Origin of the sequence: Hyunsoonleella rubra (genome assembly GCF_042684665.1) — a bacterium.
In the GTDB taxonomy this organism is placed as follows: Bacteria; Bacteroidota; Bacteroidia; order Flavobacteriales; family Flavobacteriaceae; genus Jejuia; species Jejuia rubra.
The window spans coordinates 313,621-337,850 of record NZ_JBHULY010000039.1 but is presented as its reverse complement, the minus strand read 5'-3'; the positions used below and the strand labels follow the sequence as shown (position 1 = coordinate 337,850).

Annotated in this window: 22 protein-coding genes; 11 read left to right on the top strand and 11 right to left on the bottom strand. The window is 37.6% G+C overall.

Annotation, left to right across the window (positions count from 1 at the left end; all coding sequences use genetic code 11):
* Positions 1 to 11: 11 nt before the first annotated feature.
* Positions 12 to 1,154 (bottom strand): cysteine desulfurase family protein, encoded by a 1,143-nt coding sequence (locus ACFSR8_RS15835; RefSeq protein WP_380294056.1) that lies wholly within the window; start codon positions 1,152 to 1,154, stop codon positions 12 to 14.
* Between the two features lie 143 nt (positions 1,155 to 1,297).
* On the opposite strand from ACFSR8_RS15835, the gene ACFSR8_RS15830 reads away from it, so the two are divergent.
* The gene (locus ACFSR8_RS15830) at positions 1,298 to 2,209 is read left to right on the top strand and encodes a hypothetical protein (RefSeq protein WP_380293808.1); all 912 of its coding nucleotides are present in this window, start codon (positions 1,298 to 1,300) and stop codon (positions 2,207 to 2,209) included.
* On the opposite strand, the gene ACFSR8_RS15825 is transcribed toward ACFSR8_RS15830, so the two are convergent.
* Both ACFSR8_RS15825 and ACFSR8_RS15820 read right to left on the bottom strand, forming a co-directional pair.
* Complete coding sequence (locus ACFSR8_RS15825; RefSeq protein ID WP_380293806.1) at positions 2,206 to 2,769, bottom strand: Smr/MutS family protein; 564 nt, start codon at positions 2,767 to 2,769, stop codon at positions 2,206 to 2,208. The two genes, ACFSR8_RS15830 and ACFSR8_RS15825, sit on opposite strands and share 4 nt — an antisense overlap.
* A complete protein-coding gene (locus tag ACFSR8_RS15820) occupies positions 2,741 to 2,935 on the bottom strand; it encodes a hypothetical protein (protein ID WP_380293804.1) in 195 nt (64 codons plus the stop codon). Before ACFSR8_RS15820 ends, ACFSR8_RS15825 begins: the two co-directional genes overlap by 29 nt.
* 158 nt (positions 2,936 to 3,093) lie before the next feature.
* On the opposite strand from ACFSR8_RS15820, the gene ACFSR8_RS15815 reads away from it, so the two are divergent.
* From ACFSR8_RS15815 to ACFSR8_RS15805, 3 genes are all read left to right on the top strand, one after another.
* The gene (locus ACFSR8_RS15815) at positions 3,094 to 5,046 is read left to right on the top strand and encodes a T9SS type A sorting domain-containing protein (protein ID WP_380293802.1); all 1,953 of its coding nucleotides are present in this window, start codon (positions 3,094 to 3,096) and stop codon (positions 5,044 to 5,046) included.
* A 126-nt stretch (positions 5,047 to 5,172) separates the two neighbouring features.
* A complete protein-coding gene (locus tag ACFSR8_RS15810; protein ID WP_380293800.1) occupies positions 5,173 to 5,457 on the top strand; it encodes a DUF2752 domain-containing protein in 285 nt (94 codons plus the stop codon).
* A gap of 15 nt (positions 5,458 to 5,472) precedes the next feature.
* Positions 5,473 to 5,808 carry a CCC motif membrane protein gene (locus ACFSR8_RS15805; protein WP_380293798.1) on the top strand — a complete coding sequence of 112 codons (336 nt, stop codon included), beginning with the start codon at positions 5,473 to 5,475 and terminating at the stop codon, positions 5,806 to 5,808.
* Positions 5,809 to 6,055: 247 nt separating this feature from the next.
* Here ACFSR8_RS15805 and ACFSR8_RS15800 read toward each other — a convergent pair whose 3' ends face one another.
* Positions 6,056 to 6,229 (bottom strand): hypothetical protein, encoded by a 174-nt coding sequence (locus tag ACFSR8_RS15800; protein ID WP_380293796.1) that lies wholly within the window; start codon positions 6,227 to 6,229, stop codon positions 6,056 to 6,058.
* Between the two features lie 3 nt (positions 6,230 to 6,232).
* Positions 6,233 to 7,624: a purine-cytosine permease family protein gene (locus ACFSR8_RS15795; protein WP_380293794.1), complete on the bottom strand. Its 1,392-nt coding sequence runs from the start codon at positions 7,622 to 7,624 to the stop codon at positions 6,233 to 6,235.
* A gap of 282 nt (positions 7,625 to 7,906) precedes the next feature.
* On the opposite strand from ACFSR8_RS15795, the gene ACFSR8_RS15790 reads away from it, so the two are divergent.
* The 4 genes from ACFSR8_RS15790 to ACFSR8_RS15775 all read left to right on the top strand — a co-directional run bounded on the left by ACFSR8_RS15790 (position 7,907) and on the right by ACFSR8_RS15775 (position 11,463).
* Positions 7,907 to 8,659 carry a (Fe-S)-binding protein gene (locus tag ACFSR8_RS15790; protein ID WP_380293792.1) on the top strand — a complete coding sequence of 251 codons (753 nt, stop codon included), beginning with the start codon at positions 7,907 to 7,909 and terminating at the stop codon, positions 8,657 to 8,659.
* Positions 8,660 to 8,662: 3 nt separating this feature from the next.
* The gene (locus ACFSR8_RS15785; protein ID WP_380293790.1) at positions 8,663 to 10,030 is read left to right on the top strand and encodes a lactate utilization protein B; all 1,368 of its coding nucleotides are present in this window, start codon (positions 8,663 to 8,665) and stop codon (positions 10,028 to 10,030) included.
* The gene (locus ACFSR8_RS15780; RefSeq protein ID WP_380293788.1) at positions 10,023 to 10,601 is read left to right on the top strand and encodes a LutC/YkgG family protein; all 579 of its coding nucleotides are present in this window, start codon (positions 10,023 to 10,025) and stop codon (positions 10,599 to 10,601) included. Before ACFSR8_RS15785 ends, ACFSR8_RS15780 begins: the two co-directional genes overlap by 8 nt.
* Positions 10,602 to 10,686: 85 nt before the next feature.
* On the top strand, positions 10,687 to 11,463 hold the full coding sequence (locus tag ACFSR8_RS15775) for a carboxylesterase family protein (protein ID WP_380293786.1): 777 nt from the start codon (positions 10,687 to 10,689) through the stop codon (positions 11,461 to 11,463).
* 79 nt (positions 11,464 to 11,542) lie between these two features.
* Here the strand turns inward: ACFSR8_RS15775 and aldA are convergent, their stop codons facing one another.
* From aldA to ACFSR8_RS15745, 6 genes are all read right to left on the bottom strand, one after another.
* Positions 11,543 to 12,982: an aldehyde dehydrogenase gene (aldA, locus tag ACFSR8_RS15770; RefSeq protein WP_380293784.1), complete on the bottom strand. Its 1,440-nt coding sequence runs from the start codon at positions 12,980 to 12,982 to the stop codon at positions 11,543 to 11,545.
* Positions 12,983 to 13,031: 49 nt separating this feature from the next.
* Complete coding sequence (locus ACFSR8_RS15765; protein ID WP_380293782.1) at positions 13,032 to 14,180, bottom strand: alpha-hydroxy acid oxidase; 1,149 nt, start codon at positions 14,178 to 14,180, stop codon at positions 13,032 to 13,034.
* A 3-nt stretch (positions 14,181 to 14,183) separates the two neighbouring features.
* Positions 14,184 to 15,473 carry a class II aldolase/adducin family protein gene (locus tag ACFSR8_RS15760; protein WP_380293780.1) on the bottom strand — a complete coding sequence of 430 codons (1,290 nt, stop codon included), beginning with the start codon at positions 15,471 to 15,473 and terminating at the stop codon, positions 14,184 to 14,186.
* A gap of 62 nt (positions 15,474 to 15,535) precedes the next feature.
* Complete coding sequence (locus ACFSR8_RS15755) at positions 15,536 to 16,909, bottom strand: FGGY-family carbohydrate kinase (protein WP_380293778.1); 1,374 nt, start codon at positions 16,907 to 16,909, stop codon at positions 15,536 to 15,538.
* A 2-nt stretch (positions 16,910 to 16,911) separates the two neighbouring features.
* Positions 16,912 to 18,192: a sugar isomerase gene (locus ACFSR8_RS15750; RefSeq protein WP_380293776.1), complete on the bottom strand. Its 1,281-nt coding sequence runs from the start codon at positions 18,190 to 18,192 to the stop codon at positions 16,912 to 16,914.
* 151 nt (positions 18,193 to 18,343) lie between these two features.
* Positions 18,344 to 20,449, bottom strand: coding sequence for a bifunctional aldolase/short-chain dehydrogenase (locus ACFSR8_RS15745; RefSeq protein WP_380293774.1), 2,106 nt, complete (start codon positions 20,447 to 20,449; stop codon positions 18,344 to 18,346).
* A 488-nt stretch (positions 20,450 to 20,937) separates the two neighbouring features.
* On the opposite strand from ACFSR8_RS15745, the gene ACFSR8_RS15740 reads away from it, so the two are divergent.
* The 3 genes from ACFSR8_RS15740 to ACFSR8_RS15730 all read left to right on the top strand — a co-directional run bounded on the left by ACFSR8_RS15740 (position 20,938) and on the right by ACFSR8_RS15730 (position 24,196).
* Entirely contained in the window at positions 20,938 to 21,978 is a 1,041-nt protein-coding gene (locus ACFSR8_RS15740; RefSeq protein ID WP_380293772.1) for a GntR family transcriptional regulator, read from the top strand.
* Positions 21,979 to 22,128: 150 nt separating this feature from the next.
* Positions 22,129 to 23,172, top strand: coding sequence for a GntR family transcriptional regulator (locus ACFSR8_RS15735; protein ID WP_380293770.1), 1,044 nt, complete (start codon positions 22,129 to 22,131; stop codon positions 23,170 to 23,172).
* Positions 23,173 to 23,284: 112 nt separating this feature from the next.
* Positions 23,285 to 24,196 carry a Ppx/GppA phosphatase family protein gene (locus ACFSR8_RS15730; RefSeq protein WP_380293768.1) on the top strand — a complete coding sequence of 304 codons (912 nt, stop codon included), beginning with the start codon at positions 23,285 to 23,287 and terminating at the stop codon, positions 24,194 to 24,196.
* The last annotated feature ends 34 nt before the right edge of the window (positions 24,197 to 24,230 follow it).

The following is a 24,230-nucleotide window of genomic DNA, read 5'->3' as shown; positions in this document are numbered from 1 at the left end:
AGCAACCTGCATTACGTAGTCAATCTTTTTAATACCCCCACCACATAGTCAATTTCTTGTTTTGTGTTGAATACGCTTAACGAAAATCTTACAGAAGGTTTGTCTAGCTGATCATCATTAAGAATTTCTGTAAGCACATGGGATTTTTGATTACTCCCACTTTGACATGCACTCCCCCTAGAGCAAGCGATACCTTTTAAATCCAATTGAAATAAAAACATAGCCGATTTATTCAGGTCAATTGGCAATCTTACATTGAGAAGCGTATAAGTACTTTTTTCCAAGTCTTCTGAAAGGCCATTAAACTCAATATCTGGAATAGCCTTCTTTAATTTTGAGACAAAATAGGACTTTAAGTTTTGAACATATTCCACTTCGGATTCTAGGTTGTTATATGACATACTCATTGCCTTTCCAAGACCGGCAATATTATGCACACTTTCGGTGCCAGCCCTTAGACCACGCTCCTGCTCCCCACCAAAAATTAAAGGTTTTAGTCCTGAATTCTTTCTAATAAACGCGAAGCCCACCCCCTTTGGGCCGTGAAACTTATGGGCACTGGCAGCCAAAAAATCTACATTTATTTCTTGAAGATCAATATTGTAATGCCCTACAGACTGAACGGCGTCCGTATGGAACAACGCATCATAAGTCTTGCACAAATCACCAATTCGCTTAATATCTAAAATGTTTCCAATCTCATTATTGACGTGCATCAAACTCACCAAGACCTTGCCTGTAGTTTTCAGTAAAGCCCCCAGCTGATCAAAATCTATGGCTCCATTACTATCCAAATCCAAATACGTAATTTGAACGTCGTATTCCCTTTCTAGTTCATTAACAGTATGTAGCACGGCGTGGTGCTCAATTTTTGAGGTGATGATATGCTTTACACCCAAATCCCGAACCGCACTTCTTAATACTAGATTATCAGCTTCCGTGCCACTGGAGGTAAAGATAATTTCACCAGGAGAAGCATTCAATAGCTTGGCAATCGTCTTTCTTGAAGTTTCAATTATAGATTTAGATAACCTACCTAAACTATATGAAGATGAGGCATTTCCGTAGTTGTTTTTCATAACATCAGACATTACCTCAATGACTTCATCCCTCATAGCGGTAGTAGCAGCGTTATCAAAATAAACTGACTTTATTTCCATAAAAAATTATCTCTGCAAAGCAGCTTTCGGTCAAATAAATAGCATTTCAAAGTTCAAAAATACTTGAAATAAAATTATTGGCAATACCTTACGTTATAAATACAATTCCATTATTTTTGCTTAAAATAAAAACCCCGATGCGAAAATTAGTTGTTGTTTTTTCGATACTTAGCTTACTGCTTCCCATGTCATGTGATGACGGAGATGTTTTTGAAGTTGAATTGGATTTTGAAAATGAATATGATGCCTGTGGCGAATCGGATTTGGTGCTATACAAAACCAAGGAGGACCCAACGGAAACCTTATCAGTTTTAATCACTAATTACACCATTGCCAAGGCTTTTGATGAAGATGCGAATGACACCATCGAAAAAACAGGGGCATTTTTTTACAGGACCTATGGCAGGCCCGATCTGCCTTCGGATTTATTCTGCACCAACATCCCTCCTGCAAATCTAAATATAGCTACTAATGAAACTAGTTCGTGTGGCGTAACCTTTATCCGGACTTTAGTTGAAGATGATGATGATGGGATTGACCCAGAATTTGAAGACCTTAATGGCAACGGCAATTTGGAAGATGATGATACTGATGGCGATGGCATACCCAATTATTTAGATGAAGATGACGACGGAGATAACGTTTTTACAAAAAATGAAAACCCTGACCCTAATGGTGACGGCGACCCTGCTGATGCTCAGAATACCAACTCTGATCAAGATGAATTACCTGACTATTTGGATCCAGATGATGACGGTGATGGCACCTTAACAAGAGACGAAGAAAATGACTCCCAAAACCAAGAACCGGCGGATGATGTTACATTTCCCGATGTGGGCCCGGATTATTTAAACCCATCCTTGTCTACAAAAGTAGACGCTAAAGCGTATCGAGAACACACTATCAAGCAAACCTACACTTTGAGAATGACTGTAACGGAAATTAGCTTGAGTATTCTATTGCAAGACTCCTTGGATTTTGGATTTTTTAGTGGCACCAAAGGTTTCAATTTGAATAATGAAAGGACTGTAACACCCACCTTCCCTTAAACTTTATTTTGAAAAATATAGACCTCGGTAGCGCCCTGTCCATATTTTTGGTAGTTGGCATCGTAAAATTTTAGATTCTCATATCTGTTTAATAGGTATTCCAGTTCCAGCTTAAGCACGCCCTCCCCCACACCATGGATAAAAACAATCCGTTGAATGCGCTTTTGAAATGCAAATTCCAATTGACGCTTAGCCGTATCCAATTGTAGAGTCAGCATGTCGTGATTGGTCATGCCTTTTGTAGATTTCACCAATTGATGGATGTGCAAATCCACTTCCATGGGCGGTTGAAGCTTTTCACGACTCCGTTTTTTGGGGGCTTTTCTCTTCTTTGCACCTTCCTTTTCAGAAATCACCTGGCTTACGGTTGCCTCAGAAAATAAGGCTGTATCAATATCTTTTTTAGAACGTTCGACCACTAATTCGCTTTGCGAAAAATTCAATAAAAACCCCTCATCGGTTTCAATGGTAATTGTTGTGCCATTAACTTGTTTCACTATACCGAACAAATCTTCGTCCAAAACAGAAACTCTATCCCCTTTCTTTATTTTCTGTATCATTTTCTCCCTTTTTCTTACTTGGAATGGTTTTTGAAAGTCTGTAAATACCCACCATTAAAACCACAATACCTCCAATTAGTAGGAATTGATTTTGATCGGCACCAGCCTTGGCATAAATGGAGACTGTGGTCCCCAACAGAATGAGAACATAATTGAAATATTTCATGATAAAAAGGTAGTAAAACGCAAATTTACATTAAATAAAGTTGAAAATCAGAAACGGATCAATCGATGAAATTCAATAAAATCATCGATAAAATGCAAAAATAAACGTTGTAATGAAAATTTTTATTATTTTCGCACTTAAATTGTTTAAGTATTATTATGATTCTCTCAGCCCCAAAACTACAAAACAGCGTTCTTGGTGTTTTAAGATACTGTATTAATAACCTGCAAACCACATGGATTTTCCTTGTCGTATTGCTGTGTTGCACCCCACTATTTTCCCAGGATCTATATGTGGATGATAATTCCTACATGTACGCGCGCGATGTTGTGCTTTTTGTAAATGATGATATCCGACTGGAAACAGCAGCATCCAACTTATATCTGAGGGGAGATGCACAACTACTTCAGAATACGGATTCTAAAAATTCGGATGCAGGGGAACTATCTATTTATCAAAACCAAACCACTGGAGTTTTTGAATATAATTATTGGTGCTCACCAGTGGGTGTTTCAGAAAATGGCACTGTGCAGGCCAATGAGGATTTTGACGGGTCTAACATTCACGATCCTGCAGACCATACCGATTTAACCAATGTTACCTCTCCGGCATATACCTTCACTACCGCTTATAACGGTACCACCACAGCGCTATCCAATTATTGGATGTATACCTTAAGGGATGGCGAAGGTTACTACAGTTGGAACCAGATTTTTGATACTGGTGCCGTTGGTACTGGCTATGGTTTCACCTTAAAAGGGAGTCCAAACACAGACGATGTTTTAGACTTTAGAGGACGCCCTAACAATGGAACAATAACCGTAAGTTGTACTTTTGACGGCACCGATGACCAACCCGGATCAGGAACCCTAAATACGGCAGAAACACTCACGGGCAATCCCTACCCTTCTGCATTGGACCTAAAACTGTTTTTTGCAAACTCGGCCGGTAACCAAGCTAATTTAAGCGGTGAAATTTTCTTTTGGGAACAGAAAAATATTAATTCCCATTTCTTAAGGAACTATGAAGGGGGTTATAGCATTTACACCCCTGGGCCACTTGGTGATTTAAGCGATAATGGCACTTATGCCACTGCCCCATTTGAAAATTATAATGGAGATGGAAGCGACAATACTACAACAACGGGCAATACGGCGGACTTTAGCACCAATAATAGCAGGCGGTATGCTGGTATTGGGCAAGGTTTTATTATACAAAGTAGTGGTGCTGGCGGCAACGCTACATTCGATAATTCCATGCGGGTGTATTACCCTGAGGACTCCACAACCGGCGGGAATGGTTCTATTTTTGCAAAACACGGCAATGTAAAAGGTCAAAATAAAGTGGAGAAAAAAAGAGTTATTCCTATGTCGCACAACGGGGTAGATTATAAATCGATTTTTGAAAATCCAACAATCGTCCCTGAAATTAGAATCCATACGCATATAGACGACACCTATTACAAAGAAAACGTGATAGCCCTTAGGGAAGCCACACCCTCTAACGATACTTATAATAAGTTTTTCGATGGAAAGAATATAAATGACCTGGCATCTGATGCATACTTGATGTCCGGTGAAGAGCCTCTTGTCATCAAATCCATAGCATATAATGAAAGTGTCAGAATTCCATTCGTATTGAAAACAGACAAGGATAAGACGGTCTTTGAAGTCAAAACTTTTAAACTCAGGAATACTCCCAACGACCTTCACGTTTATATGTATGACAAATTAGAAAACACTTATACCGACATTCATCACACTGCTTTCAATATTACTTTAAATGAAGGGGTTCATGAGGGTAGGTTCGAGATTACTTTTAATAAAGAGCAACAAAGCTTGGGTGTTGAAGACCTTTCCTCTGAAGATTTCAAAATATTTGAAAACAGAAGGCGTTCCCAAATTGAAATCTACAATCCGCAGAAAGTCGAAATAACCAGTATAGCGCTTTACGATGTGACCGGAAAACTTGTAAGTAGTAGAAAAGTTTCCTCCTCAAAACGCAAACAAAGTATTAAAACAAGATCGCTAAGTCCAGGTATTTACATTGTTTCCTTAAAATTGGCAGATTACAGCAAGCTTAATAAAAAAGTGATTATCTCTGGCAATTAACTATTCCTGGACTCAAAAAATCTATTGGATTAACCCCTAATTACTTTCTCAATTATTATATTAGTGGTTCTATTTTGAGAGACGGCTGTAGCCTTTTTCTTTTGAATCTAACACTGGAGCACTTTTATGTCCAATATTGAAAGTTATATGTTGCCATGCCTTAACAAACATTTGTTTGGCGTTGAATGTATGGGCTGTGGGCTACAACGCAGTTTTTTTCTTTTAATAAAAGGAGACTTTGTCGCCGCGTTTCAGATGTATCCCGCTATTTATGCTTTGACATCCTTATTTATTATTGTAGGCGTCAATAGTTTTTGGCCAATAAAATACTCTCATAAAATTATTACAGCTTTGGCAATACTGAGTGTTGCAACAATTATAGGAAGCTATTTGATTAAAATTTTAACTTAATAAAACTATCATTTTATGGAACAACAAAAATTACCTAATGCAAATATTGCTCTTATACTGGGTATCATCTCTTTCATCGCTTGCTGCTGTAGCACAGGTATTGGAGGATTAATTTTTTCGGGGATTGCCTTGTATTTAGTAAATAAGGATACTAAACTTTATGCCGAAAACCCTGAGCAGTATAGTAATTTCAGTCAGCTAAAAACAGCTAAAACTATAGCTATTATAGGACTTGTTCTTGCGGCACTAACATTAATTTGGGGTATTTATCAAATTATGGCTGTTGGTGGCATAGACGCTTACATGGAGCAAAATAAAGAAATATTTGAGCAAATGGGACTCGGGAGTTAACCTTTGTTCAGTTTAGTAAAAAATAAAAGCCTTGAAGATATAAACTTCAAGGCTTTTTTTATTATCCAATCAGAGGGGGTTTTAATACTCTACAAAGTATTAAACTCTTTTCATTCTAGGTATCAGTGTTGGTGTCAGAACTGCAACTGAATTTAAAAAGACACCAATTAACCAGAAACAACGCCAAAATAACAATTACAAAAACCTTCATAAAAATTCTGATGCTTAAAAATTGGTAATAAACCCACTACTCTTCATCTTCCTTTAACCAGAAAGGCGTAGTAGCAAACCATAGTATTGTGCCAATTAACATAATTGATTTCATATTGGCGGCCTCTATTTTACCTAAGAAAGAAAGTATGCCTACTAGCAGTATCAAAACGCTTATTGATAATACACTAATCAATTTTAGTATTTTCATGATTTAAGATTTTTGAAGTTTCATAATAAGTACATATAATACACTAGAAGCAATCCAACAAGGTATTACGGCATAGGCAGGAAACACACCTTTTGCAAATATAAAGTACAAACCTAACGCTACTGGAATGGTCCAAGCTAGTAAAACGGCTACATTAAAACTAGACCCCTTTTCATCCGCATAGTCTTCAGTAAAGCCCATTTTTTTTGATAGGTAATGGTTAACAAAAATCACCCCACCCATAGGCCCTAAGATGGTACCGTACAAACCTACAAAATCAAGCAATTTACTGGATAGTGTCGGAAAAATACCTGCTGCTGTTGCCACAGCACCAGCCAAAATTACGCCTGAATAGGCTTTTGCATTGGAAGGAAACAAACTTTGAAAAGCCAGACCTGCTCTATATATGGTTGGGTTGGCCGTTGTCCAACCAGCAATAATCACACAGATAATACCTGTCCAACCTACTACACTCCATGCTAAAGCACCTGGATTAGCGGAAATATCTCCTGTTAGTTTAATTTGGGCAGCAAGCATCAATGAGGCGCAAATCCATGCCATATAATGCCCTAAAAACATCCCTATCGAAGGTCCCCATCCTGCACGCGTATCTTTGGCAAAACGCATAATACTTAAGTCAGACATTCCAAAATGCATTGCGGCATTGCATAACCAAGCAAAAATTACAATTTTCCAAAAACCAAAATCTACCTTACCGTTAATGGACTGTACCACACTTATTCCCTGATCCCATTCCGTTAACAGGCTTTTCCAAGAATCAACCTCCATTTGGGACAATGCAGATATCCCACAGGCTGCAAAAACAATAATCATCCAAGGCGCAGCAATGTTGGCAAATTTAGAAACCATATTATAGCCTGCCGCGGCTACAATAGCCATCACTATACCAACAATAATAACTATGCCAGAAAAAGCAGGACTGCTCAATCCAAATATATTTTCAGGAACAGAAAAACTTACACCAAATGGAACCCCAACAGCACTAGCAGAAACCGTAATCATGGCACCCGCTAAAAAGCAAAAAAGTACCCCATTCACTACATTATACACCTTAACAAGGTGCTTTCCAGCTATTTTTTCCAATTGATAATATAAGGTAAGTTTTCTTGATACTGCTATGGGAGCTACTATGTATCTCCAAGTAAGTATGGCAAGAATGTTACCAATAAATAATCCCAGTATTAAATCTTTTAAACTTGCTCCTGCCGCTAAAAACAATGGGCCGATCATAAATTCAGTTCCGGCTGCATGCTCACCGGCATACATTCCCAAAAAAGATTTCCAATTTTTCAGTCTTGACGCAGGTACAGGGGTTCTTTCAAACTCACCTACTGCTAATTCTTCATAATCGTCTTCAATGTTGTGCTGGATCATAAGTGCTTATGGTTTAATTAGTTAGTTGTTGCATTGGCTAATCTTCTAAATTAGTCATAAAAACGAAAATAGGATGACCATTGTATTTTTCTATCCTGTACTGTATGGTATGCCAAATTTGCCAACTGAATAATAAGTGATTCATTCATTGAAAAGTTATTGATACGGCGATAGCGCAAAATAGCAAAAACAACAATTTAAACGGAATTTATCAGGTCAGAACAGGACAGTTTTCATCAAGATATAGGATATTTTTAACTGACTAAAACTTTACTAAACTTAATGAATACAAACTCCATAAAAGTAGGGCTATTTATCCCCTGCTATATCAATCAATTATATCCGCAAGTCGGCATTGCGACCTTGGAACTACTCGAAAAACTGGGGGTCGACGTGTATTATCCCGAGGGCCAAACCTGTTGTGGCCAACCCTTAGGCAATTCAGGGTACGAAGAAGATTCTAAAGGCATTTGTGACCACTTCGTCAAGAATTTTAAAGCCTACGATTTTATTGTAGGCCCATCTGGTAGTTGCATTTACCATATCAAGCATCACTTCGATATTTTAGAACAAACGGAGGACGTAAAGAGGGTAAGAAACAATGCCTACGAGCTTTGTGAATTCATTGTAAAAATACTTGGAAAAACCGATTTGGGTGCATCTTTTCCTCATAAGGTAGGACTTCATAAAAGCTGTCATGGACTAAGAGGCCTTAAATTAGGCAAATGTTCTGAGGTACAAGGCGAACATTATTCTACTGAAGAAGATTTATTAAATAAAGTAAAAGGGTTGGAACTGATGACGCTCAATCGCAAAGATGAGTGTTGCGGTTTTGGAGGTACTTTTGCCGTTTTTGAAGAAGCCATTTCGGCCAAAATGGGCAACGATCGGGTTCAAGATCATATTGATAGTGATGTAGAGGTGCTTACAGGTGCCGACCATTCCTGTTTAATGCACATGGAAGGTATTGTAAACAGAAACAAACAACCGTTAAAGGTAATGCACATTGCCGAAATTCTAAATAGCACCTTTTAAGTTATGGGACACGCACAAAAAGCTACGGAGTTCAATAAAGATGAAGCAAAAGTAAACTGGCATGATAAAGCCCTTTGGTTTGTTAGGGAAAAGCGTGATAAATCAGCCCATAACGTTCAGGGATGGGAATATTTGAGGCAATTGGGCTCAGGTATCAAAGCCCACGTCATGTCAAATTTAGATGAATATCTAATCCAATTTGAGGCTAACGCACAAAAAAAGGGCATTCATGTACACTGGGCCTCAGATGCTGAGGAACACAACAACATTGTTAATGATATATTGAGTAAACATAATGCTAAAAAAGTAGTTAAAAGTAAATCCATGTTAACCGAAGAATGCCACTTGAATCCGTTTTTGGAGGATAGAGGCATTGAAGTAATCGATACCGATTTGGGCGAACGTATCGTACAATTAGCAGAAGAACCACCAAGCCATATCGTGTTACCCGCTATACATAAAACCAAAGAGGATGTTGATGTACTGTTTCAGAAGCATTTAAACACAAAACCCAGTGGCGGTAATCCTGATTATTTGGTTGGAGAAGCCAGAAAGCATTTAAGAGATAAATTCCTTAATGCTGATGTGGCCATTACGGGTGTGAATTTTGCCGTGGCAGATACCGGTGGCGTAGTAGTTTGTACCAACGAGGGCAATGCTGATATGGGCGTTCATCTTGCAAAAGCACATATCGCCTGTATGGGTATTGAAAAAATTATCCCTAAGGAAAAGCATCTTGGTGTTTTTTTAAGGCTACTTGCTAGAAGTGCTACGGGCCAACCTATTACCACGTACTCTTCGCATTTTAACAAACCAGAAGACGGTAAGGAAATGCACATTGTTATTGTTGATAATGGACGAACCGAACAACTCAGCAGACCAGATTTTAGAGCCTCTTTACACTGTATCCGTTGCGGTGCCTGTATGAATACCTGCCCTATCTACAGAAGAAGTGGCGGGCATAGTTATGATTATACAATTCCAGGACCAATCGGTTCTATTCTTTCACCTGGAAAAGATTTGAAAAAACACAGTTCGTTGCCCTTTGCATCCACGCTTTGTGGTTCATGCTCTAATGTGTGTCCTGTTAAAATAAACATTCATGAACAACTCTATAAATGGCGACAAATTATTGTAAAGGAGACCAAACAACCTATTGTTAAAAAATCTATCTTAAAAACGGCAGGTGTAGTGCTATCTAAACCAAAGCTTTATAAAATAGCAGGCAATTCCGCTCGATTTGCATTAAAGCATGCACCGCGATTTATGATTTACAACAAGTTGAATGCTTGGGGAAAAGCAAGAGAACTTCCCAAGGTTAAGAACGACAGTTTTGATAACTGGTATAAAAAAAGACGAAAAAATGGGTAGAGAAGATATATTGAAATCTGTAAAAGCGAACAGGCCAGAACTACTTCCACTTCCAGAAATTGATGTATCTGTCTTTATGGAAGACATCGATTTAATTGAAAGGTTTAAAAACAATATTACCCTCGTAGGGGGAAATATTATTGAAGCAAATAAAGGGGCTATAGATTCACTGATAAAGGAAAGTTACCCCGATAAGTCACAAATCGTTTCAACAACGGATAAATCTAGTTTAGGAACCGTCAAGGTTGATAAAAACATGGATCCGCATAATCTTGAAACCGTGGATTTGGCTATTATTGAAGCAGAACTTGGTGTTGCAGAAAATGGTGCTGTTTGGGTTTCTGCCAAAAATAGCATAGTACGCGTACTGCCTTTTATCACAAACGATTTGGTCATTATTCTGAAAAAGGATAATATTTGCTTGCACATGCTGGACGCTTATGATAAGATTGCTGAAAGAGACAGGGATTTTGGCGTGTTTATATCAGGCCCTTCTAAAACAGCAGATATTGAGCAATGTCTTGTGGTTGGTGCCCATGGTGCTATGAGTTTGACAGTTATATTGGTTTAAAATTTTGTCAATAGAAATTGAATAGCATAACTATTTCAAGACGAAATTATTAAGAATACCAAAAATTAATTTAAATTTTTAAATAATGAAAAAACTAGTTTACGGCATATTTACTTTTCTTTTGCTGACCAGTTTTCAGCAAACACCTGATATTGAAAAGATACTTAATGACATTAACGACACTTTCAAAAACATGGAAGTAAGTCTTTTACACTGGCCTGAAGACTTACAACCCAAATTAGGAAAGTTAAAAAAGACTGCTTTTATCGCTTTCCCAAAAAAGGAAACTAGAGGCAAACTACCACTTCTCATATCATTACACGGCGGTGGTGGAAAAACATGGAGTATTGAAGAGCAACTTCAGCGCTCTTCGGAAGTCAAGGGGCTCTCACTTGCCGAATTAGCCGGTAAAGATTTAATCCTTTTAGAACCCAACTCTTTTGAAAAATGGGATCCTAATACTTTGAATATTATGCTAGATTATATTCTTGAGCATTACACTCAAATAGACCAAAGCCGTATTTATGTGATAGGTCACAGTATGGGAGGACGAGGTATATGGGAATGGATACAGCAATTTCCAGAACGTTTTGCGGCGGCAGCACTAGGAGGATTTAGTGGTGTTTCGGAAAATGACGATTTTACTAAACTTGCTAATTTCCCTGTATATGGTATGGTGGGTGGTGAAGATGGTAAAAACGTAGCATCAGCAAAAAAAATGACCGACCTTTTAAAGGCCGCAGGTAATAAAAATGTAGAGTTTATTGCTTTTCCTGGTGCCAATCATCCACAAGGAAATAAAATGCTATTTAGTCATGTTGAATGTGTTGATTGGATGCTTAACTTTTCAAATAAAAATTAACTAACACTCATATTAAAAAAACAAAGAAGCTCAGCTATTAAATATTAGCTGAGCTTTTTTTATGTACTATATGATATTTCTAGTAGTATTTAGCGTAAACTACTTTTGTGTGTAAATATTCCTCCATACCATATTTACCATCTGCGCCTCCTATACCAGACTTTTTCCATCCAGCATGAAATCCTTGAATGGCTTCAAAATGCTCTCTGTTAACGTAAGTTTCACCAAAATGAAGGCCGTTTGTAGCTTTCATGATGTTATTGAAGTTTTCAGAGAAAATGGATGATGTTAAACCAAATTCCGTGTCATTGGACATTGCAATGGCTTCATCTAAAGTATTAAACTTCATTACTGGCAAAACAGGACCAAAAACTTCCTCTTGAATGATTTGACTATCCTGACTACAGCCCGTAATTAAAGTTGGTTCGAAAAAGTAGCCTCTGTCAAATTTATCTGGCTGTCCACCTCCAACGAGTACTTCTGCACCTTCTTTCTTGGCAAACTCAACCATTTCTGTAATTTTATCCAACTGATCTTTAGACACCAGACTACTCATATCAGCATCAGTTCCTGTTAAAGCCTCTTCAATTTTAACTTCGCTCATCTTCTTGGTTAGCTTATCTACAAATTCATCGTAAATGCTATCCTCTACATATACACGTTCGGCACAGTTACAAACCTGTCCACTAAAAATAACTTTAGAAGATACAACTGAATTTACTGCCAACTCCATATTAGCATCAGCACAAACAATGGCAGGAGCCTTACCTCCTAGTTCCAAAGAAACTTTTGTGATATTTTCGGCTGCCGCACTAATTACTTTTTGTCCTGCACCCACGCTACCGGTTAAACTGATAATGCCTGTGATTGGACTTCCACACAAAGCATTTCCAACCGTTCTACCTGCGCCACAAACAAAATTTAAAACACCGGCAGGTAAATCAATCTTTTGAATAAGGTCCGCAAACTCCATAATAGTATTTGGCGCTTCAGAACTAGGTTTAATAACACAAGTGTTCCCTGTGATTAACGAAGCCGCAACTTTACGGGCCATCACAAAAAATGGGAAATTCCAAGGGCAAATACCTACTGCTACCCCAATTGGTACTTTGTGCAAATAGATATGTTCTTTTTCTCTATCACTTTGAATAATCTCGCCTTCAATTCTTCTTGCCCAACCTGCGTTATAATCAAAATAATCAGCTGTTACGTCTATTTCAACTTGAGCTAAACCAATAACCTTAGCCTGTTCTCTAGACAGTGTTTCAGCTAAAAACACTCTGTTTTCTCTAATAACATCGGCCATTTTGTGCAAATAAGCTGCTCTTTGTATTGCTGGTAAAGCTTCCCAGGCTGGTTGTGATGCCTGTGCCGCTTCCAAGGCGTTATTGGCGTCTTCTATCGTCCCTGTTGATATAGTGCTAATGACTTCTTCTGTACAAGGGTTTAGTATCTCAATTACCGAAGTGGCCTTTGAATCTATAAACCGACCATTAATAAATTGCCTATAATGTTTCATAATATATTGTTTAGTTAGTTAATAATCTGATACCTAAAAAAATTTAAATCTACTTTATTAAATGATTTGGGAAATCACTGGTGGTCTCGCAACATAGTTGATCCATCACTTGTTGCAGTTCTGTTTTCAGCAAAGAAATGGTATGGTTACCTCCTTTTTTACCTAATGCGGAAACGCCATACATAAATGAGCGCCCCATGAATGTAAATTTAGCACCGCTTGCCATGGCTCTTGCTACATCAGGCCCCGAACGAATACCACTATCCATCATTACTTCAATCTTATCTCCATATTTTTCAGCAATAGTTGATAATGGCTTAACTGTTGATTGACCTGCATCTAATTGACGCCCCCCATGATTGGACACAATAATACCATCTAATCCTAATCGGATTGCCTCTTCGGTATCATACTCTGATGCTACACCTTTTAAAACAAGTTTACCTTTCCACATGTCGCGGATAGGCTTTATTTTTTCAGCATTTAGTCTTCCACTAAAGGTTTGATCCATGAATTTACCTAATTGCTTTAAATCCAAATTTTTAGGCATATATGGTTTCAGGGTTGCAAAATTAGGGATACCATGTTTTAAAGTTTGCAAACTCCAGTGTGGGTGTGTAAATCCTTCTAAAATATTTGCCAGATTCATTTTAGGTGGCATAGCCAATCCATTTCTTATATCTCTTGGTCTAAAACCAAACGTAGGGACATCGCACAGAATGACGAGAACAGGGCAATGCGCTGCAGCGGCCCTATTAATAATATCATCCCTTAATGAATCCTCGGCCGGATGGTACAATTGAAACCACGCTTTTCCCTCTGTCAATTCGCTGGCCCGCTCTATACTAGTAGTGGTTACCGTGCTTAAGATAAAAGGAATATTATGCTCAAACGCTGCCTTTGCCAATATTTCGGGCGAATTAGGCCACATTAAACCTTGAAGTCCAACTGGCGCAATACCAAACGGTGCGTCATATTCAACTCCGAATAATTTAGTCTTTAAAGATGAGCCATGGTGTTTTCTTAAGTAATTTGGCTTAAGCTGAACTTCTCTTAGCTCAGCCGTATTACGAATTAAATTAACATCTTCATTACACCCTCCATCAAGATATTCAAATGCAAACTTTGGAATCTTCTTTTGAGCTTTAGCTCTTAGATCATCTATTGATGGATAACGTGTATCAAAACTTATCGCCATATTTTAAGTCAAAAATTTCTTTCTTAAATCTTCTACCTGTTCATCATTTATTGGCACCATTTCCCCAAGGGAATGGCCTAAAACAATTGATTTTGCACTAAATTCTGCAACTTCCAGATAATCAAATGTTTGTAATAATTTATCTCCAGTAACAATTACAGAATCATTCTCGATAATCAATGCCGTTGCGCAATTCTCAACCATTTCTGAATTATTATTTTTTCTGAAATGATCTCCATATTTCAAGAAGTTTATGTCTTGTAAGAAAATCCAGCTTTCAGGAATCGTCCTTACATTTAAATGAGTACCAGTTACACCAAAAGCCATTAAATAAGGCGACTGGGTCATGATTATCGAATTCACATCAGGATTTTTATTATAAATTTCCTGATGAATCCAAGTCGCTCTACTAGGTGTTTTGCCAGCTTCTCGCTTCCCGCCCTTTATTTGAACGATATCGTCTAAATCTAAATCCCATCTATTCGCTCCAGTTGGTGTTATTAAAAAATCGTTGTCTTTCCAACGCATAGATACTGTACCATAAGAACTTATCATTAAGCCTTGTTCACAAGAACGTTGGACAATTTTGCAGATTTCCAATCGCTTTTCAACCTCTTCTGAAGTATAACTAGTGCTATCCATTTCTGGGAGAACTCCCGTTGCCTGCGATTCAAATTCATCAATTTGGTCATCAGTCAAATATCTAGGGGTTCCAATTTGAGAGCCATATAGAATGGTATTTGCACAAAACTCTAAGGCTTCAAAACGCTCATAAGCATCTGTTAAGTCGCTTCCTCCTAAAACGGTGCCGTGATTTTCCATTATAACAGCTTTAAAACCTTTTTTAAATTCATCTGCAATTACTTCGCCTAAATCTTCACTGCCTGGAAGTCTATATTTTGCATATCCAATTGGTCCACAAACATGCTTTGCTTGAGAAATAATATTTGTATTGGGTATTTGACGCACAATACTAAACGACACCAATGCCGGTGGATGCGCATGGATTACGGATTTAATATCTGGTCTAGCTTCATAAATAGCTTTATGGAACGGGAACTCAGAAGAAGGCTTGTGCTTCCCTATAATGGTTCCGTCTTTTTTTACACAAATAATATCGGATGCTCTTAAAGATCCTTTATCAATGGCTGAAGGTGTAACCCAAATATCGCCTTCATCGTCTATAATAGATATATTACCTCCAGAAGTTGTGGTCATACCTCGCTTATAAACTCGGTCTATTATTTCTGTAATTTGATCTCTTGGATGAACTAATTTTATGTTTTTTGACATTTCAATACTATATTGTTTGGTTTATTAATTATTTATTTTCTCGCAACGATATAACGAGTCAACTATGCCTTTACAATAAAAGGCACATGTTTTTTAAGGGCGTAATTCTTCTTTAAAAATTTGGAGTTTAGTTTGTTGTCAGAAATTGAAATGGCAGCTCCCAAAGCAGATCCTAAAGAAGCATCCGTGGTGCTCAATTTCTTATCTCTAAAATAATGGCATAAAAGTTTAATATAAATATCATTATTACTAAATCCACCATCTACATAAATTCTTGCAAAATTGTTTCCTCCTAAAGCATCCTTGATGCACTTGATTTGGATTAAAACCAGCTCTACCATAAGTTGATGGTAGGCGTGTTCAAACTCCGTATAGGGCATATATGTTTGTTCTGGCATATTTTCGCCTTCGATACTCTCCCATTTAAAGCAATGCTTGAAATCCTCTACAATTTCATAGTAGGTGTCATAATCAAATTTCACCTTCATATGATAGTCATCATCTACTCCAAAATGCTTAGAAAGATATGCGACCTGAACTTTGTACTCGTTGCCTAAAAACAGCCTTGTTGCACGGACTGGTCTTCCATTGATACGCATGTAATTCAAGGTATCTTTATCATAGGATTGCTCTTCAATTGAAGTTTCAAAATAGGGATTGAAAACAATACTCCACGTTCCTGTTGAAACCAATACAAATTTTTTGTTGATACTCCGTACATAGGGCAAAAGGGCGGCAGAACTGTCGTGTATACCTACACCTGCTTTTACACGATGCCCATCGTAGTTCATATTTATGCTAGTTTCAGTAGACACAATCGACGGCAGGATTTTGTCTATTCCTTCACTGTAAACCCAACTATGATAGTCCTTCTTTGAGTAGTCCCAAAGGGCGGTATGGCAACCAATACTTGTATATTCGCTAACTGGAATACCCGTAAACAAAAAGCTTAAATACTGCGGTAAGTGTAACGAATATTTAATTTTTTTGAACACCTCTGGCTTTTCATACTTTAACCAAAAAAGTTGGAGGCCAGAGTTAAGCATACTTAACTCGGTACACCCCGTGTTCTTCAAAAATTCTTCCCTGGGCCCGTATTTTTCAAAAAAAGCATCAACAACTTTTCCGTCTAAAGGCTTAGTATAATTGTAAAGTGGTGTAAGAGGATTGCCCTGTTCGTCAATATGTACAAAACTTGCCCCATAGGTAGAAAAGTTGATGGCTTTTACATCATAAGTATCTGATTTTAGAAACTTATCAAATACTTCCTTTACCCATGTCCTTAGTTCGCCAAGATTCTCCGTTGGATGCCCATCCTCATCTTCTATTTCTTTAAACGAAGTGTATTCTGTATAGACCTCATTGAAATTTTTATCAAAGAGGAAAAACTTTTTATTAGTCTTGCCTATATCAAAAACTGCCGTAACTTTTTTCATACTTATAAACCTGTGGCAATAGTGTGCTTTCCTCTTTCTTTGATAAGTCCTCCCCTAACGTCTAAAGAGCGATAGGATTGTATTGGGCTTAAAGCGCCTCCAGAGTTCAACCTTGCTTTTTCCAACAATGGCCTAACATCTGTTCTGTAAGCCCCTTGCAGTATTTCTTGGCACTTTACAACATCATTATCTAGTTGTGCGGCTTTTAGAGCATTTTGGTCAATTAACATTGCTTTTGCATAAGCCTCTTGAATTGCTTCAAGTGATTGAATTAAATCCTCCAAAGGATCTTTTACATTATGACTTGCATCAATCATCCAAGCTAAATCTGGATTTTGTGGATTGTTTTGCATACCATACACCAATTCGTTAAAAATCAAGAACAGAGCATAAGGCTTAATGCTTCCAACTGTCAGGTCGTCATCACCATATTTACTATCATTAAAATGGAAACCTCCCAGTTTACCCTTTAGTTGAAGTATGGAAACTATCTGTTCGATATTTGAATTTGGCAAATGGTGACCTAAATCTACAAGTGTATAGGCCTTATCACCACAACCATTGGCCAACATCAAAGAAGCTCCCCAATCTTGTATTACCGTGCTGTAGAAATTAGGCTCATAAGGCTTATATTCTACAAGCATTTTCCAATCATCGGGCAATCCTTTATAAATTTCTACTAGACTATCCTGCGTATTTTGAAACGCGGTTTGAAAATTATTTTGGCCCGGAAAACAAGAACCGTCAGCCAACCAAACCGCTAATGCTTTGGACCCTAATTTATCTCCTATTTTAATCACATCCAAATTATGTTGGATAGCCTGATCTCTAACAGCTTTGCTTGTATTGCTTAAAGAACCATATTTGTATGATTCCGAAGCATCTTCCTGATCCTGGAACGTATTGGAATTTACGGCATCAAATTTAATGTCCAAGGCATCTGCTTTTTCCTTTATGGCATTGTAGTCCGAAGGAATGTCCCAAGGAATGTGCAATGAAACGGCACCTGCTGTTTGTGTAAGACCATGAATTATTCCAATGTCTTCTATTTTTTGCTCTAAGCTTGAAGGCTCACCATAAAATGAGAACCTCCCAAAACGTGTTCCCCCTGCACCTAAGGCCCAACTTGGTATCGCTACCTGAAAAGTGGCCAATTTAGACACGATGGCATTTACGTCGTGGCCCTGATTTGTTAACTTGTTTGATAAAAAATCGAAATTTTCGTTATGATTTTGTACACCCGATTTATTTGACTCTGAAACTTGCTCTTTACTAATTTTCATAATTTTTGGACTGGTTCTAAAATGATTGGATTGGTTCTAAAAAAGGAAAAGAAACTTCCACAAATTTTATGGTAATTTGTGGAAGCTATCTTTTTACTAAATATACTAAATAACTACTAAAATTATTGCCTAAATAATTTTTTTTTTGATCCTATCGTACAAAGGCATTTGCCATACCACCATCTACATTAATAATGTTACCGGTGGACTTATCCAAAATACCTACTAACGAGAATACACCATTAGCAATATCATCTGGGGTAATGATTTCATGCAATAAATTGCGCTTTGCATAAAATGCTGGCAGCTCTTCTACAGTAATACCGTTAGCTTTTGCTCTACCCTCGGCCCAAGCACCTTCCCAAATTTTGCTTCCGACGATTACGCCATCAGGGTTAACGGTATTAACCCTAACTTTATCTTTTGCCAATTCGGCCGCCAAAAGGCGTACCATGTGCTGTTGGGCTGCCTTTGCCGTACCGTAAGCCACATTATTTGGCCCTGCAACTAATCCATTTTTACTTGCTATAGCAATGTAATCTCCACCTAAACCTTGCTTGCGCGTGATAGCTGAAAATTGCTTGGCCAAATCAAACTGACCTTTAACAAGAATATTTTGTAAAATATTCCAATCCTTATCGGTAGTATCCTCTAATGGTTTTGAAATTGCCAAACCTGCGCTGTGTACCACGATATCTACACCACCAAACTCCATAACGGCCTTTTTGTAGGCACTTGCTATAGATTCAGTATTAGTTACATCGCAGATGGCATAAGCGGAAACATCCCGTGCATAAGTACCATTGGCCTCAATAAGTGCTTCTTCATTGATATCGGTCAGCACAACGTTTGCACCTTCCGCAGCCAATTTATCAGCAATTGCCTTACCTATGCCACCACCAGCACCAGTAACTAATGCCACTTTACGCGATAATGGCTTTTCTTTTGGCATACGCTGCAACTTCGCCTCTTCCAATAACCAATATTCAATATTAAATGCTTCTTGCCTTGGTAAAGACGTGTAAGACGTAATAGCCTCCGCTCCGCGCATTACATTTATGGCGTTGATATAAAACTCACTGGCTACTCTCGTAGTCTGCTTGTTCTTAGCGAAACTAAACATACCAACTCCCGGATAAATAATGATTACAGGATTTGCGTCTCGAATTGCTGGACTATTATCCACTTTACACGTGTTGTAATAATCAACATACTCCTGACGGTATGCCTCAAATGCAGGTTCCAATTTCTTTAAAACAGCTTCCGTATCAGACAAGTCTTCATTTTTATCTAAATCCAGAACTAAAGGCTGAATCTTTGTCCTTAAAAAGTGGTCAGGACAAGATGTACCCATTGGGGCCAAACGCTCCAAATCATGACTATTGATATATTGCATTACGACATCAGAATCAGAGAAGTGCCCTATCATCCGGTTTTCAGAAGAACACAAGCCTCTTAGCAATGGCATTAATTGCACTGCCTTTTCCACACGCTCATCTTTAGGAAGGCTTGATACTTTTTCGCCACCAAAAACTGGTCCACCAGCTTCAATTTTTTTGGCAATGTAGTCAGAAGCCATTTCAATAACTTCCAAACTGTTAATGTAACACTCGTAGGATGTATCTCCCCAAGTAAACAATCCATGGCTTCCTAGAACAATGCCCCTAATTCCAGGATTATCGGCTAAACATTTTTCCAATTGCAGACCTAAATCGAACCCTGGCTTTTGCCATGGTACCCAGCCCATAGTATCTCCCCAAATTTCTTTAGTAACCTTCTCACTATCTTTGGCTGCTGCAACGGCAATCAGTGCATCTGGGTGCAGGTGATCTATATGTGCAAATGGCAACAAACCGTGTAAAGGTGTATCAATCGATGGTGCTTTACTATCCAAATCGTATATACAATGGTTAAAAAGCCCTACCATCCTGTCTTCATCGTGCAGACCTTGATACACATTTTTAAGGTCTCTAAGCCTTTTGGTATATAATCCAGCGATACCGGATCTTTTTAGAGTTCCTATATCACCACCAGAACCTTTTACCCACATTACTTCGACCTCTTCGTTTGTCAATGGATCAGTTTCAATTGTCTTGCAACTTGTATTTCCGCCACCGTAGTTTGTTATTCTTAAATCGGCTCCCAAAATATTTGAGCGGTAGAGAAATAATTCTACTTGATTGTCGCCCAAAGATGCCGCTTTTTCTTCATCCCATAGGTAATCGACATATTCGAAGGTTTTTGTAGTGTTTTTCATTTTTTTTATTAAAATAAGTTATAAAACCAAAAATACTGTAGGGGACAAACATTCCTATCCTGTACTGTACCGTTTGCGGCGCCATTGATAGCAAAACTGTTTTAGACACACATTTTAAACATTGTCTTGCGGAATACTTTGCAACCCAATTCCTTTAAAAATAACTTCCCGATTCCGTCACTTAAAATGTGCTTGCCAAAAATGTTTGGTTTAAACTAAGGCCATTGTGACAGGAAGAAACAGAATTAGCACCATAAGAACCAACAATAAATCTAAGGGACAGAGAGACAATCAATAATAATTTTTGTCGGAAGTTTAATAATCAGTTTCTTTTATATTTTTGCAACTATAATTATATGAATTATGATAGGCCCATATTCTAAATTATTGTTTTCATCAGCGATATGCCAGCCTAAAAGGCATAACTCCCAAAATGTTGGCGTGGCAACTTTATTTATTAGAATATCGAGATTAAAATATTGAAGGAAATGATGAAGTTTATAAAGATTGACAAAAATTCTAGGGTGCCCAAATACCAGCAGATTATTGATTCGATAATCCTTAATATTTCAATGGGAAATCTAAAGATGGACCAAAAGATTCCTTCAATCAATAGTTTTAGCGAAGAATTTTATCTTTCCCGAGATACCGTAGAAAAGGCTTATAGCATACTTAAGGAACGTAATATAATTACCTCAATACAAGGGAAGGGCTTTTATATTTCCCGAACCAAACTGATCAACAAGCTAAACATTTTATTTCTCATTAATAAATTGAGTTGGTACAAGATGGAAATATACTATTCCTTTATGAAAAGTATTGGCCCCAACGCTTACGTCGATCTTCACATCTACCATTGTGACGAATCCCTCTTTCTGAATTTATTGGAAAAACATAAAAGGACCTACGACCATTACGTTATTATGCCCCACTTTAAAACGGAAGACCAACAACATACGAGTACAACAGTAGATGTAACCCAGGCCATGAGTAAAATTCCCCGGAACAAACTTGTGATTATGGGTAACGCACAAATCCCAATTGAAGATAACCCAATTACGGTTTATGAGGATTATGAACAGGACATTTTCAATGCACTTAACAAAGGGGTGAAAAAGATAGCCCGGTACAAAAAGATAATCCTAATATACCCCAGAAAAGCTGTACATCCGTATCCAAAAAGAATTACTCGAGGCTTCACAAGATTTTGCGTAAAGCATAATTTAGATTTTGATATTTTTGATAAGGTACATGACGATATGATCCTGTTTAAAGGGGATTTGTTCATCACAATTGAAGAAAATGATCTGATAAACTTAATGGGATTATTAAAGGAGAAGAAACTTTCTCTGGGAAAAGATATTGGTATCATATCATACAACGAAACACCCTTAAAAGCACTTCTGGGCATTTCAACAATATCCACGGACTTTAAGTTAATGGGAGAAGCCACAGCTCATATGGTTCTGGACAATAAAAAAGGTAAAGTTAAAGTTCCTTTCAGGTTTACTAATAGGAATTCAATGTAGATTGGCAAATCTCTTTACCGCAGAACATACTGCCATATTCATATACAAAAACTCCATAAAGAGTTGCTTCTTTATTGAATTTTTTCAAAAAAAAGTTTTACTTTACAATAATTAAAATTTTTGACTCGTAAATCTCCCTCCCTAATGGAAATGATGAAATTCATAACGATTGATGAAAACTCTAGGGTGCCAAAATACCAGCAGATTATAGATTCAATTATCCATAATATTTCAATTGGAAACTTGACGATGGATCAAAAGATCCCATCCATAAATATGTTTAGCGAAGAGTTTTATTTATCTCGTGATACTGTCGAAAAGGCCTATAGCATATTAAAGGAGCGCAATATAATTACCTCAATACGCGGAAAAGGGTTCTACATAACCAGGACCAAATTAATTTCCAAAGTCAACATACTTTTTCTAATCAATAAGCTAAGCACTTATAAATTAAGAGCTTACAACTACTTCATCAACAGTATTGGTGCCAATTCCCATACCGATTTGCATGTGTATCATTGTGATGAAACTTTGTTTCTTAATTTATTGGATAAAAATAAGGCGGCATATGACTATTTTGTAATTATGCCTCATTTTAAGGCAGAGGACTTAAAGCATGTTAGCTTTACGGATAAAGTTTTGGAAAAATTACTATCCTTGCCCCCCGAAAAATTCATTTTACTCGATAATAGCAAACCCATCTTTAACGGAAAGACAAATGAAATTTATCAAGACTTTGAAAATGACATTTACTTTGCATTGACAGAGGGCCTTCAAAAAATTAAGCGATACGAAAAGCTTGTATTGATATACCCCGAGAAAGCCGTTTACCCTTATCCTAGGCGTATTTTACACGGTTTCAGGAAGTTTTGTGTTGAGCACAAATTCGAATTTGAGGTATTAGACAAGGTATATGATGATATGATTTTGAAGCGTGGCGATTTATTTATTACCATTGAAGAATCCGATCTGGTAAGCCTTGTTAAGCAATTACGCGAGGATGAGTTCATTCTTGGCAAAGATATTGGCATAATTTCTTATAACGAAACGCCTCTAAAGGAATTACTTGGTATCACTACAATTTCGACAGACTTCAAGGTTATGGGTGAATCAGCGGCCGAGATTATTTTAAATAAGTCCTGCGGAATTAAAGTAAAGGTCCCGTTTAATTTTGTTGAAAGAGAATCGCTGTAGCCAATTTTGCCTCACCTGAAAATTGGAACACTAGAAGCCCTACGTTTTAATGCTTTGAAATAATTGTTTTTATATTTATTGATTAATGTAACCATTTAAAATTTGTACGCATATGAAACTAGCTTCAGTTGATATCGGGTCCAATGCCATAAGGCTTCAAGTGGTAAGAGTTTATGAAGACCAAGATTTGGTAAGTTTTAAAAACCTGCAATTGCTGAGGTTTCCCTTGCGCCTGGGCCATGACGTATTTTCCAAAGGAGAAATTTCCCCAGCTACCGAGGAGAAGTTCATAAAATTAATGAGCACATTTAAGCATCTGATCGATCTTTATGAGGTTGAAGGCTATTATGCCGTAGCCACATCGGCAATGCGTGAGGCTGTTAATGGGGATAAAATTCAGCAGGCCATAAACAATACTGTAGGTTTAAAAATAGACATTATCCCCGGTAAAAAGGAAGCCAGCATATTAAACAAAGCTATTTTGCCCATTTTAAGCGACAAAAAGTACGTGCACATTGATGTAGGGGGAGGTAGTACAGAACTCAACCTGATTGAAAATGGACAGCTTATTGAAAATCACTCTTTTAAAATTGGATCGGTGCGCCAGCTTCCCGCAGATGAAAGAGCGGAGGTTTTTAATTCCATAAGAGAGTGGTTGCGCGCCACGCCATTCTACAAATCAAAAAATATAATTGGCATTGGCACGGGTGGTAATATCAACCGCTTGTACAAATTAGCCAATAAAGCATCGAACATGGCAATTTCGTATGTTGAGCTTAAAGCATTGCGAGCTTATGTAAAAGAGTTTAGCTACGAGGAGCGCATGTCCATCCTTAAAATGAATCCAGATAGGGCCGATGTAATCATACCTGCATCAGAAATATACCTAAGAGTGATGAAAGAAATGGGTAGCGATCAAATTTTGGTGCCTAAAGTAGGCCTTAAAGACGGATTGGTTTACGAACTTTATGAACAAAATACCAAGCGTAACTTGAACAAAATTGAATATTTGGGCTACCAATAAACCGCTTAAGAAGTGGACTGCCTATTTCACCATC